The organism is Streptomyces sp. NPDC059897 (genome assembly GCF_042730865.1).
Taxonomy (GTDB): domain Bacteria; phylum Actinomycetota; class Actinomycetes; order Streptomycetales; family Streptomycetaceae; genus Streptomyces.
The window spans coordinates 22,439-34,552 of record NZ_JBHWKQ010000040.1; the positions used below are offsets into that span (position 1 = coordinate 22,439).

Annotated in this window: 8 protein-coding genes; 4 read left to right on the plus strand and 4 right to left on the minus strand. The window is 72.1% G+C overall.

All coding sequences use genetic code 11. From position 1 onward, the window contains the following. Nucleotides 1-97: 97 nt before the first annotated feature. Nucleotides 98-2,965: an AAA family ATPase gene (locus ACFV9W_RS31485; protein WP_385767751.1), complete on the plus strand. Its 2,868-nt coding sequence runs from the start codon at nt 98-100 to the stop codon at nt 2,963-2,965. Between the two features lie 121 nt (nt 2,966-3,086). Then, the gene (locus ACFV9W_RS31490; protein WP_385767753.1) at nt 3,087-6,533 is read left to right on the plus strand and encodes a WD40 repeat domain-containing serine/threonine protein kinase; all 3,447 of its coding nucleotides are present in this window, start codon (nt 3,087-3,089) and stop codon (nt 6,531-6,533) included. A 40-nt stretch (nt 6,534-6,573) separates the two neighbouring features. Here ACFV9W_RS31490 and ACFV9W_RS31495 read toward each other — a convergent pair whose 3' ends face one another. The 3 genes from ACFV9W_RS31495 to ACFV9W_RS31505 are packed head-to-tail and all read right to left on the minus strand — an operon-like array spanning nt 6,574 to nt 9,895. After that, entirely contained in the window at nt 6,574-8,139 is a 1,566-nt protein-coding gene (locus ACFV9W_RS31495) for a hypothetical protein (protein WP_385767756.1), read from the minus strand. Further along, the gene (locus tag ACFV9W_RS31500; protein ID WP_385767759.1) at nt 8,127-9,332 is read right to left on the minus strand and encodes a DUF6236 family protein; all 1,206 of its coding nucleotides are present in this window, start codon (nt 9,330-9,332) and stop codon (nt 8,127-8,129) included. Before ACFV9W_RS31500 ends, ACFV9W_RS31495 begins: the two co-directional genes overlap by 13 nt. After that, nucleotides 9,332-9,895 carry a hypothetical protein gene (locus ACFV9W_RS31505; RefSeq protein WP_385767762.1) on the minus strand — a complete coding sequence of 188 codons (564 nt, stop codon included), beginning with the start codon at nt 9,893-9,895 and terminating at the stop codon, nt 9,332-9,334. Before ACFV9W_RS31505 ends, ACFV9W_RS31500 begins: the two co-directional genes overlap by 1 nt. A 323-nt stretch (nt 9,896-10,218) precedes the next feature. Between ACFV9W_RS31505 and ACFV9W_RS31510 the strand changes: the two genes are divergently transcribed. Continuing rightward, on the plus strand, nt 10,219-10,656 hold the full coding sequence (locus ACFV9W_RS31510) for a hypothetical protein (protein ID WP_385767765.1): 438 nt from the start codon (nt 10,219-10,221) through the stop codon (nt 10,654-10,656). A gap of 54 nt (nt 10,657-10,710) precedes the next feature. On the opposite strand, the gene ACFV9W_RS31515 is transcribed toward ACFV9W_RS31510, so the two are convergent. Next, nucleotides 10,711-11,379 (minus strand): Type 1 glutamine amidotransferase-like domain-containing protein, encoded by a 669-nt coding sequence (locus tag ACFV9W_RS31515; RefSeq protein ID WP_385767768.1) that lies wholly within the window; start codon nt 11,377-11,379, stop codon nt 10,711-10,713. 270 nt (nt 11,380-11,649) lie between these two features. Between ACFV9W_RS31515 and ACFV9W_RS31520 the strand changes: the two genes are divergently transcribed. After that, nucleotides 11,650-12,114: a DUF6461 domain-containing protein gene (locus tag ACFV9W_RS31520; protein WP_385767771.1), complete on the plus strand. Its 465-nt coding sequence runs from the start codon at nt 11,650-11,652 to the stop codon at nt 12,112-12,114.

Here is a 12,114-nt window from a genome sequence, read left to right on the forward strand (position 1 = left end):
GGACGAACGGCCACCGGTGAATCCCGGTGACCTTCGTCGGCGGAGCATGCTGGTCTGGCGGCGCACGGCCGTGGCGGCGCGCCTACGGGGGAGAATCATGAGTGAGCCGACGCTGCGCACCGGGTACCGCGAAGGGCCGCTCGCACAGGAGGAGGGCATGCGGTCACTCGTCGGCCGCGAGCGGGAATGCGACCTGCTGGCGGGGCTGTTGGAGTCGCTGCCCGACCGGGGCGCCGCGCTGCTGTTGAGGGGTGAGCCCGGCATCGGCAAGAGCGCCCTGCTCGACCACGTGGCCCGGCTGGCCCGCCGCAGGGTGCTGCGCGCACGGGGCGTCGAATCGGAGGCCGTGCTGCCCTACACAGTGCTCGCGGATCTGCTGCTGCCGCTGCGGTCCTGCTTCACCGAGCTGCCGCCGACCCAGCGAAGGGCGCTCGAAACGTGCTTCGCGTTGGCGGAGGGCGAGGCACCGAACCCGTACGCCGTCTGCGCCGGCACGCTGGGGCTGCTGGCCGCCGCCGGTGAGCGCGAGCCGCTCGTGCTGCTGGTGGACGACCTGCACTGGTCGGACCCGTCGTCGCGGCGGACCCTCCAGTTCGTCGCGCGCCGTCTCGCCATGGAACGCGTGGCCCTGGTGATGGCGCTGCGATCGGGCCCCGACGACGAGGCCACGTGGGAAGGCGTCCCACTGCTCACGATCGCACCACTCGACGAGGCCGACTGCCGACGGATCCTGGAACGCGACGGCGTGGACACGGCGGACCCGTCGGCCACGCGGCTGATCCGGCTCAGCATGGGGAACCCGCTGGTTCTCGTCGAGTACGCCGCCGCGTTCGCGGACGCGCACCGGCGCGGCGCCGAACTGTCGGAACGAGCCTGGGAGACCCCAGGACCGTTGGTGGAACGGGCCTGGTGGGGACGGATGCGTGCGCTGCCCCGGGAGACCCGCGCGGCCCTCCTGTACGTAGCGGCCTGCCACGTCCCCGACTTCACCCTGCTGGAGCGCGCGCTGACCGCGGACGGGCTGCCGCTCGACACCCTCGACGAGGCCGAGGAACGCGGGCTGATCACACCACGGGGAGACGGCTACGACCTGCGGCACCCCGTGCTCAGGCCGCTGGTATTCCGGCACTGCCCGGTGGCTCAGCGGTTGCACGCGTACCGGACCCTGGCGGAGTACTCGTCCGGGGAACTCCGGACGTGGTACCTCGCCGCCGCCTCCGCGGGGCCCGACGAGACCGTCGCCGCGGCCCTCGTGGAGGCGGCCGAACACTCCCGGCGCCGCGGCGCGCTCGACGCGGCGGCGCACGCCTGGCACCGCTCCGCCGAGCTGTCCCCCGCGCCCGCAGACCGTGCGGTGCGATGGCTCAACGCGGCACGGGACGCGTTCTACGGAGGTGCCTCCCGCGACGCCGTCGACTGGTGCGAACACGCCCTGAGGTGGAGCAGGGACACACTGCTCACGGCCGACATCGAGCTGCTGCGCGGCCAGGCCCGCGGCTGGCTGGGTGACCCGGCAAGCGCCCACCGTGCTCTGCTGACCGCGGCCGAGGCTGTCGCGCCGGCAGACCGCTCGAGGGCATGCGCGCTGTTCGGCGCGGCTACCCTGCCCGCGATGATGGACGGCCGGATAGCGCTGGCGCTCGACGCCTCCGAGCGGTCCGCCGCCCTGGCCGACCAGCTTCAGGCGGAGGTGGATCCCGCCTCTGGCACGACGCCGTCCCGGCACCTGGCCAACGTGATGCACGGCTGCGCCCAGGCCGTCGCCGGCCGGATTCCCGAGAGCCGCGTGCTGCTGCTGGCCGGACAGGCGGGCCTGCACGACAACTGGCCGGTGGAGGAACAGCAGTTGGCCGTGCAGATCGGCCAGGCGCTCTCCTGGGTCGACGAGCGCGAGGCCGCGACGGCGGTGCTGGACACGGTGATCGACCGGGCCAGGCGCGAGGGCGTCCCCGCGCTGCTGCCCTACGCCCTGATCGGCAGGTGCGAGATCGCGTCGTGGAGCCGCTGGCCGTTGGCGCGGGCCGCGGGAACCGAGGCGCTGCGCTGGGCACAGGAACTCGGGCACCGGGCGATGACCGGGTACGCGCTCATCCTGATGGCGCGACTCGACGGGCTGCGGGGCGACCGGGCGAGCTGCGAGGAGCGCATCGCGGCGTATGCGCGACACTGCGGCGAGGTCCGCGGGCTCGAGGTGTTCGCTCAGGGGGCGCTGGGCTCCGCGGCGCTCGCCGGGGGAGAACCCGAGGTGGCCGTCGGCCACTTGGAACGGTCCTTGTCCCTTGCGCGGGAGACCGGCCTCGGCAACCCCAACCTGCTGCCCTTCCTGACCGAACTCGCCGAGGCATACCTGCGCATCGGAGACCGGGACGGGACGGCACGGCTCGCCGACTGGGCCGAGGACCGGGCCCGGGCCACCGGACTCGCCTGGCCGAAGGCCGCGCACGCGCACTGCCGGATCATGCTCTCCGAGTCCGCGGACGAGGCGCAGGCCTGGCTCACGAGGGCCGAACGCATCCACACGGGAGTGGAGATGACCTTCGAGTTCGCCCGCACGCAGTTGGTCTGCGGAGAAGTCCTGCGTCGCTTCCGTCGCCCCACCACGGCACGTGCGCTGCTGCTCTGCGCCCAGTTGGCGTTCGCGGGGCTCGGCGCGGCTCCCTGGAGGGCGCGCGCGGAGGCCGAACTGGCCGCGGCCGGCCACCGGTCCGTCGACACCCGGGCACCGGCGTCGCACATCGACCGGCTGACCGCGCAGGAACTGCAAGTGGCGCTGGCTGTCGGCGACGGCCTGAGCAACGGCGAGGCCGCGGCGGCGCTCTTCGTGTCACGCAAGACCGTGGAGGCCCATCTGACCCGGGTGTACCGGAAACTCGAGGTCCGGTCCCGGTCTGAACTCGCCCGGTATTTGGTCCGGTCCGGCTCCACTCCGGAGTCGGACCGGACGGTGCCACGCGGTCAGCCCTGACCGAGGCTCCCGGCCATGTCGTACCAAGCGGCGCCGATGGGCCCGTTGACCGTACGTACCTCCCCCGCCCGGTCTCTAATGGGCACCACGATGCAGTCGATCCGACGAAGGCGTGTTGTGCATGGGGGACAGGGCAGCCCAGGAGGTGTTCGACGACCGCTATGAGGTGAAGGCGGTCGCCGGTGAGGGTGGGATGGGGCGCGTGCTGCGCGTTCTGCATCGGCAGTGGGGGATCGACCTGGCGGTCAAGACGCCGAAGCCCGAGGCGTTCGCGACCGATGAGCAGCGTGAGCGGTTCGTCAGTGAGGCCGAGGCGTGGGTGGCGCTCGGGCTGCATCCGAACATCTGCGGGTGTCACTATGTGCGCGCCGTCGATGGTGTGCCCTACATCTTCTCCGAGTACGTGGGTGACGGCAGCCTGCACGACTGGATCGCCGATCGCCGCCTGTACGAGGGTGGGCCGGAGGCGGCCGTGGCGCGCATCGTGGACCTGGCCGTCCAGATGGCCTGGGGCGTGGGGCACGCGCACGCCGCGGGCCTGGTGCACCGGGACGTCAAGCCCGCCAACGTACTGCTCGACGCGCAGGGCGGTGACCTCGTCGCCAAGGTCACCGACTTCGGTCTCGCGCGCAGTCGGCCGATCGTTGTCGAGGACGACGGGAGGCCGTCGCATGGTGTCAGCGTGCAGGTCTCTGCGGGTGGGAGGACGCCCGCGTACGCCTCGCCCGAGCAGCTGTCGAACCGGCCCGTCGGGAAGCGGACGGACGTCTTCAGCCTTGGTGTCACGGTCCTCGAGATGTTCACCGGCGGACCGCGGTGGGGCCGCGGCCCGTTCGCGAACGACACGCTCAGGGAGCGGCACGGCATCGAGTCGTACGGGCCCGGCCTGCCGCCCCTGCCACCGGGCTTGGCCGAGCTGCTGGAGCGCTGCCTCGACCCGGAGCCCGGGAAGCGGCCGGGCTCGATGGCCGCCGTCGCCGAGGAACTGGCCGCGATCTACCGGGAATTCACCGGGGAGCGGTACCGGCGCCTGGAGCCGAAGGCCGCCGACCTGCGCGCCGACGAGCTCAACAACCGGGCGCTGTCGCTGCTCGACCTCGACCGCGACGACGAGGTCGGCGCCGCCTTCGACGCGGCGCTCGCGGCCGACCCGCAGCACGCCGAGGCGACCCTGAACTCCGGGCTGTGGCGTTGGCGCGGCGGCGAGATCACCGACGAAGAGCTGGTCGCCGACCTCGACGCCGTCCGCATCGACACCGACGACGACTGGCCGGCACGGCACGCGCTCGGCCTCGTCCACCTCGAGCGGGGCGAGCTCGCCACCGCCCGGCCGCTGCTCGAGCGCGTCGACCGCGAGCGGCCCGGGATACGGGACGTGGGCGAGGCGCTGGACGCGCTCGGCTCCGCGGCCGTGCCGGACGCGGACTGCGTCGGGAGCACCGAGGTCCCCTGGAACCCGCCCTCCGGCGAAGAGCGCCATTCGACGCTCGGCATCGATGTGTCCGCGGACGGGAGGACCGCCGTCACCGGCGGCGTCGACGAACACGTCCGCGTGTGGGACGTCCGCACGGGCCGCTGCCTGCGCACGCTGCGCGGCCACACGGCCAAGCTCCGGTCGGTCCGCATCACCCCCGACGGCCGGTACTGCGCCTCCGTCGAGTACAGCACGGTCATGCGCGTCTGGGACCTGTCCGACGGCAGCTGCCTGCGGACCATAAGGTCGGCGAGGGCCTTCGACTGGGCGGCCGTCAGCCCGCGGGAGGGCCTCGCCGTCGCCACGGAAGCCGTCTGGAAGGACGGTGTGGACGGCGTCGACCTCGTGGCCTGGGACCTGCGCAGGCGCCAGGTCCGCCACAGGCTGCACGGCCCGATCGGGCAGTTCTCGAAGGCCGAGCTCAGCCCCGACGGCCGCTGGGTCCTCGTGGCCGGGTACGCGGACTGCGTCGCCCGTCTCTGGGACCTGCGCACCGGGCGATGCGAGCAGGTGCTAGCCGGGGACGGCATCAATCAGCAGGCCGTGTGCTTCGACACCGAGAACGGCGTCGCGGCCATCGCCGGCCACAACCAGGTCATCGACATCTGGAATCTGCGAACAGCGCGGCGGGTTCGGAGCGTACGCACGCCCGGCGGGGCGCTCGCGCTCAGCGCCGACGCCACGAAACTCCTGGTCGGCGCCCACGACGGCGCGGTCCGCCTGTGGGACCTGAACACCGGCAGATGCGTGCGCACGTTCCGCGGCCATCAAGGCGCGGTGGGCCACGTCCGGTGGGGAGCGGGCGACCGCTTCGCGCTGTCCGCGTCGCACGACAACACCGTGCGGCTGTGGCGGATGCCCGACTCCCCGGCCGTTCCGTTCCAGGTGAGCTGGCCCCGCAGACACGGCGTGCTGAACCTGTTGGAGGAGAAGGTGAAGGGGCTGCTGGAGACGGCGGCGGCCCGGGAGGCGGCGGGCGACCGTGCCTCCGCGCTCGACGCGCTCAGGGAGGCACGCGCGGTCCCCGGGTACGAACGCGCCTCCGGTGTGATGGCCGCCTGGCGAGGCCTCAGCCGGTCACTGGACCGCACCGGCATCCGCGCGGTCTGGCTCGCCCGCGGTTTCACGGCGCACCACACGGGCATCGGTTCGCTCGACATCAGCGCGAACGGGGCTGTCATGGCCACCAGCGGAGCCATCGAGATCCGGCTCTGGGCCCCGGCCACGGGCGCGCTCCTGCGGACCGTCCCCGTGCCGGCGGACAGCGTGCGCAGCGGCCCCGTCGACGGCATCGACAGGGTGCAACTCAGCCCCGACGGCGACACCGTGATGGCGTGGGGCCGCAACGGATGGGCCAAGGCCTGGTCGACCGCGAGCGGCGCGGAACGCTGCTCCATCTCCGACGCCCGGCTCATCGGCACCGACCTGAACGATTCGCTCAGCTGGATGATCCCCGTGGGCATGAGCCCCGACGCGGCCCGGTTCACCGCCGACGGGCGCCGCGCACTCGTCGGAGGCGACGGCAGCGACCGGCGGCTGCGGCTGTGGGACCTGGAGACCGGCACCCTCGTGCGAAAACTCGAGGGCCATACGGGAATGCCCCGGGCGGTGTGGATCGGTCCCGGCGACCGGATCGCCGCCACGGGCGCGAGCGACGGCACGGTCCGCCTGTGGGACCTCGGCACCGGCCGCTGCGATGCCGTACTGCGCGGCCACTCGAGTTGGGTCATGGCCGTCACGATGAGCGCGGACGGCAGCCGGGTGGCCTCCGCGGGCGGCTACGACGATCTGTCGATCCGCGTGTGGGACACCGCAACCGGCGCCTGCACAGCGGTACTTGAAGGCCAGAGCGGCAACGCGCGGCGGATGCACTTCACCCCGGACGGCCGCTTCCTGCTCTCGAGCCACGACGGCGAGGAGATGCGACTGTGGGACCTGGCGGCCGCCACCTGCCTGCGGACGGTGGAGGCGCAGCCCGGACAACTGGGGCAGCTCGCCCTGACGCCCGACGGTGCGTACGCGGTGTCGGGAGGAAGCGACGGGCGCGTACGTTTTTGGACGCTCGACTGGGAGCTGGCGACACCGCGGGCCTGATGTGACGTGGCGTGGTGTCTGCGTGAATGACCTGCGCTGCTCACAGACCCCAGCGCTCGCGGTACCGGTGCGCGAACTCCTCCGCGTACTGGTGCGGGTACGAGCTCTGGGTGTCGGTGACCTCCAGGACCTCGTCGTCCGCGACGAAGAAGATCCCGCGGCCGATCCGCAACTCGCCGTCGGGGACCGGCGCGAAGACCTGCCAGCCGCAGTCCACCCGGTCGGCCACGAGGTCCGCGATCCGGTAGTCGGGGCTGTCCATGTCATGGGCGCGCATATAGCGGGCCACGCTCGCGATCGCCTGGTGGCGGGGCAACCGCGGCAGGTCGGTGCGGCGTGTGACGCCAGCCATCATGAGCTGGTGATACGCGCCGTCGATGTCGATGTCGATGTCCTCGTCGGTCCCGAACACCTCGGCCAGCATGCCGCGTTCGGCGAAACCCCCTTCGGCGGCGGTGATCAGGCGCAGCGCGGCCGTCTCGGTGTCGTGCGTGAAGTGCGGGATCAGGCTCGACATGACATTGGCGACCGTCGTGCCCGTCCAGACACCGGGTATCGCGGTCGCGAGCTCCGCCGCCTTCGGTGACTCGCCCCGCAGCCAGCGCCCGCTCTCCCACCAATAGCAGAAGGACAGTTGACCCACCTCGGCCCGCCGGTCGAGGAGCGGATCGGCGACCCAGGCCGGCGCACCCGCGAACAGCTCGGGGAGCGGCGCGTCGCCACCGTACGCATCGGCCAGGGCGGACGCGTCCCAGACACCACCGGAGAGGACGGCGCGGTCGCCCGGGAGCATCCACAGCGTCGAGCCGCTGCGCGTCGCACCGTCGAATCGCGCGCGGGACGGTTGCATCCGCGGCCCCCACTCCGACCCCACCGCGACGAAGGCCGCCGACAGCACGGCCCAGCGCGCCCAGGTCTCGGTGAGACCGGGCAATTCCTTCGGCGAGACACCTCGCGCGGACCGGGCGCCGTGCGTGTCGACCGGCGCCGCGGCCTCGCGCGGACCGCGCAGTTGTCGGCCGCCGTGGCTGACGTACGCGGACAACCAGGTGGGCAGCTTCTCCGCCGGCCAGTCGAAGGCCTTGAGGTCGGCCCGGTAGTCCTTGGGGGCGAACAGGTGCTCGTCGGGGAACGGCTCGTCGCCGTGGTCGAAGTCGACTTCGATGCCACCGTCGACGTACAGGTCGAGTGTCATGCGCCACCAGGGGCCGCGCGGCAGCCGTGCGGTGGTGCGGCGCAGCTCGCGGGCGAGCCGGAGGACGTCGGAGCTCGGCGCGGCGTTGAGGGAGGCCCGGTCGGTCGAGTGGCGGACGTACGCGGTCTCGGTCCGCAGCGTCAGGGCGAACACCGCGCTGATCCGCCGCCAGTCGGAGGGGGCTTCGCCGATCAGACACTCGGCGAGGCGCCGGGTCTGCACGTCCGCACGGGCGACGACCTCCGGGTCGGCTTCTGACTCGGACACGAGCAGGGGGCTGCTGTCGTCGGCTTCGAGTTCCGGAAACGCTTCGTGAAAGGCATCCGAGAACGAGGCGTCGGCCGAGAGCGAGGTGTCGGCCGAGAGCGAAGTGTCGTCCGTGAACGAGGCGTCGTCCGTCACAGCGGCCATGCCCTTCGCAGTTTGGCGATCAGTGTGTCGGGACCGAGGGCCCGCCGGAGCTGGAACAGGTAGCCGACCGGTGACTCCTGCGTGAGCTCGCGGCGCTTCCGGCGCCACTGGAGCGGTGCTCCGACGACGCAGCCGGCGACCACGGCGGGGACGGTCACGGCCGGGGTGACACCGACGGCGTCCGCCGCGAGGGCGGCCAGTGGTGGCAGGGTCACCGACCTGACATTGGCCAGGGCCCGGGCGGTTTCGAAGCCTGCGCCGCGCAGGAGTTCGTCCAGCTCGGCGAGCCGCGCGCGGACCTCGCGGTCGACCTCGGTGTGCAGGTACTCCTGGTACAGCCGCGCGTCCCGTACGTCCTCGATGGCGCCGAGCTCCTCGACCCGCTCGGCCGTGAACTCCCGGAACGCGTCGAGTTCCGAGCCGAACTCGGCGCGGATGTCGAGGATCTTCTCGATCGGTACGTTCCGCAGGTCCGCGGGGATGACCGTCGCGAACGCCAGGAACGCGAACGCCTCCTCGGGCGCGGGCCGCGCCACGGCATCCTCCGCCGGGAGGTCGTCGAGGAGCGTCGCCGCGAGCCGCTCGAAGGTCCAGCCGGACATGGCGGCGTGCGGCAGCGCCTGATCGGTGATCGGGTGCAGGCAGTTCTCGGCGGCCATCTGCTCGGCCAGCGCGAGCGAGTGGACGGTGGCCAGCTCGGGGTGCATCGCCACCCAGGTCCCGCCGCGGCCGGCGCGGACGAGAGCAAGCCCCTGGTCGACGGCCGAGTCGAGGAGCTGCCCGCTGATCCGGCTGGTGTGGACGTACCCGAATCGCGGGTTGAGCCAGGCCGGATCGTCCTCGTCGCACTCCGGGCCGCCCGCCGAGAACGCGCCCGTGTTGCCGAACGCGGCGTCGCCGACCGGCATGCCCCACGTCTCGATCCGGTCGAGGCCGCAGCGGTCCCGGAGGGCGGCGCCGTGTTCGTGGAGCAGTTCCAGGAACGGCTCGGCGACCTCGTCGGCCGCCCAGGCGGGCGGTTCCAGGTCGAACAGCCAGCGTGCGGCGTGGAGTTCCTGCGCGGCGGGGGAGTCCTGGAGCGGATAGCCCGGCGGCCGGATCCGGGCCATCTTGGGCCAGTACAGGGCGGCGTACTTGAGCCAGTCGTCGTCCCGGACGTGGATGTGCGGGTAGTAGAGAGCGAACCGGTCCATTACACATTCCCCCCGCGCCGCGCCTCGTCCAGATGCCTGAGCGCATGGGCGGCCTGCTCGTCGTTGCCCGCCGAGCGGTACAGCCGCGCGGCTTCGGTCGCGTACGGGATCGCCCGCCGGTACTGGCGCAGATGGTCGACCAGGACGCAGGTGATGCTCAGCACGGCCAGGGGCCTGAACACGTCCCTGTCCGCACTCTTCTGGGCCGCGCTCCCCGCGATGGTTTCGAAGGTCTGGATCGCGCTCTCGAACGCGTTGAGCTGCCAGTCGCAGACGCCCATGAGGAAGCGGCACTGCAACTCCGCGTCCTCGTCCCCGAGTTCGGCGAAGAGGACTGCCGCCCGACGGTCGACGCGCAGCGCGTCGACGAATCCATGCCGCTCACCGAGCCCCATGCCGAGCCGCAACAGAGCGGTCGCCGCCGCCCGGCGCTGCGCCGCGGTCACGCCGAGCGCGGCGGCCCGCAGCAACGGTTCGACCGCGTCGTGGAAGCGGCCCTTGTTGGCCAAGGAGGTACCCAGCTCGAGCGACGCTTCGTACTCGGATCGGTTCTGCGCTGCCACGGCCCTCCACGGTGATCGGAACCTGGCTTCTGACACTGCCACATGTGGGCGGGAGTTGGGGGTCGAACTGTCCTCAGAGGCGGCATTGCCGGGTACGTAAAACAGGGGTACGTAAAACAGGCACGAGACGCTTCGCGCCTGCCGCGACCGGCGGCGCGTGGTCCCGGTTGTCAGTCGGCGGGATTAGGCTTCCGGTCGTGCCATCGACTCCGAACCCGACGCACCCTCCGGTCCGGTTCGAGACGGCTGAGAGGGTGTGGCGTCTCGTCGTGGACGAGGCCGATCGCGGGCGTGCGGGGCCGGAGCAGGTGAGGCTGGCGTGTGTGCTCACGCTGGCCCGGGCGACCGGCGGGCGGGCGCGGGTGGGGGAGTTGCAGCAGATCACCGTCGACGATGTCGACCCGGGGGCGGGCACGGTCGGGGTGTGGCACGCGCGGCCGGGGCCCGCGGCCGGTTCGCGGTATCTGCGTACGTATCCGCTGGACGACGCCTCGTTGACGGTGCTCGGCTGGTGGCTGGAGGCCCGGGAGCGGGTGATGCACGGGCCGATCGAGGGCGACCGGGTGCGGGCGTTGTTCGTCACGGTGCGAGCCGCGCACAAGCCGGACGGCACCCTGTATCACGTGGGGATGCCGATTCACCCGCGAGGCATGCAGCAGTCGTGGGACCGGCTGGTCGGCCGGTTGAACGCCCGTCATGTCGGGGAGGACGGGTTCCCGTTGCCGCGGCGGTTCGAGCAGATGCGGCGGGCCTGGCGGTAGGGGGCCGAGGCGTGGGCCGGCCCGTGGGTTCAGCTCACCGCATGCGGTATTGGGTCACGGCTGGAACCGCCACCGGCCCTCGGAGACGACGTCCACCTTGCCGTCCCTGACGCGGACGGCCGTCTCGTCGTCGATGAAGTAGATCGGGAAGTCCGCCCGCGCGGCGATGTGTTCGGCCCAGGCGTCGCCCCGTTCGGGGAAGTCCGGTGAGTCGAGGTGGGGCTTGAGGTACCAGTCGAAGAGGCCGAACGGCGGCTCCACGGTCGTCGCGCCGAGCGCGTGGAGGTCCGCGGTGTCCCCGATGACGTCGGCAGAGTGGCCGGTGAGATGGCGGCTGAAGATCATGGATCCGGCGCTGAATCCGACATAGACCCGGCTCTGCAGTGCTTCCAGGAAGCCGTCTGCCAGGCCGTTGCCGGTGATGCTGCGCGCGAGGTGGTAGTGGTTGCCGCCCGCGACGTAGATGACGTCGGCGTGGAGCAGCCGGTCGAGCACCATCTGCTGGGGCAGGCCGTTCAGCTCCAGGATGTCGAACTCCCGCCAGCCGAGGGCGTGCAGCCGGTTCAGGTCCGCTACGGACCACCCGTGGTCTCCGGACTCGGCGACGGACGCCGTGGGAACGTACACGACGTTCGCCGATCCGAACGGCTTGCCCAGCATGTCCCGCAGTGCTTCCCGCTGGGTCTCGTTTCGCAGGCCGGCCGCCGTCAACAGAAGGTTCATCGGGCGAGCCAAGCATGGCCGACCGGGCCCGCGCAACGAACCGGGGAGCCGCCGACAACGTCGTGGCCTGGGCGCACCTACCCTTTGGACTCGGCCATCCGGACACACCGGACACAGTGGCCGGCCGCGGACCCGCGATCAGGAGGGCCTTGCACCGTGGACCTGGACGAGACATTCGGCGAAGGGTGGTGTGTGACCTTTGCCGCCCGCTCGCTCGCCGAGACCCTCCACCTCATGGGCGTCGCCGCTCCTGTCCCCGGGATTGGGAGCGTGAACGAAGCCGCGGACGTCCTCCAGGGGGTTATTGTCCTCGGCCGGGAGATGCCGGGCGGCTGGACGCTCGCGGTCGAGTTCGAGAGCGGGATCGGCTGCGACGACGATGTCCTGCGCGCCCTCGCCGCCGACGGCCGCACCGCTGTCAGCGCCTACCGGGACCCTGACACGAAAACGGCCATCATCGCCCACGACGGTGTCGTGCTCGGCGTTCTCGACCTGTCCGGCGGCTACTTCGACGGTCCCACGGGCGGCGTGGACACCGGCCACCCGGTCATCGGCGCCCCCACGGCGGTCGGCTTCGACGCATCCGATGCCTGTGTGCCGACCGGCGAAGCGGCGGACACCGACGAGCCCGAAGGCGGCCTCGTACTCGCCGTGCGGGTGCTGACCGGACTCACCCTCACCGCGGCCGACTTCGAGGGCCCGTGGGCCGGGGGTGTGTCCGAGGCTGCCCCCTGA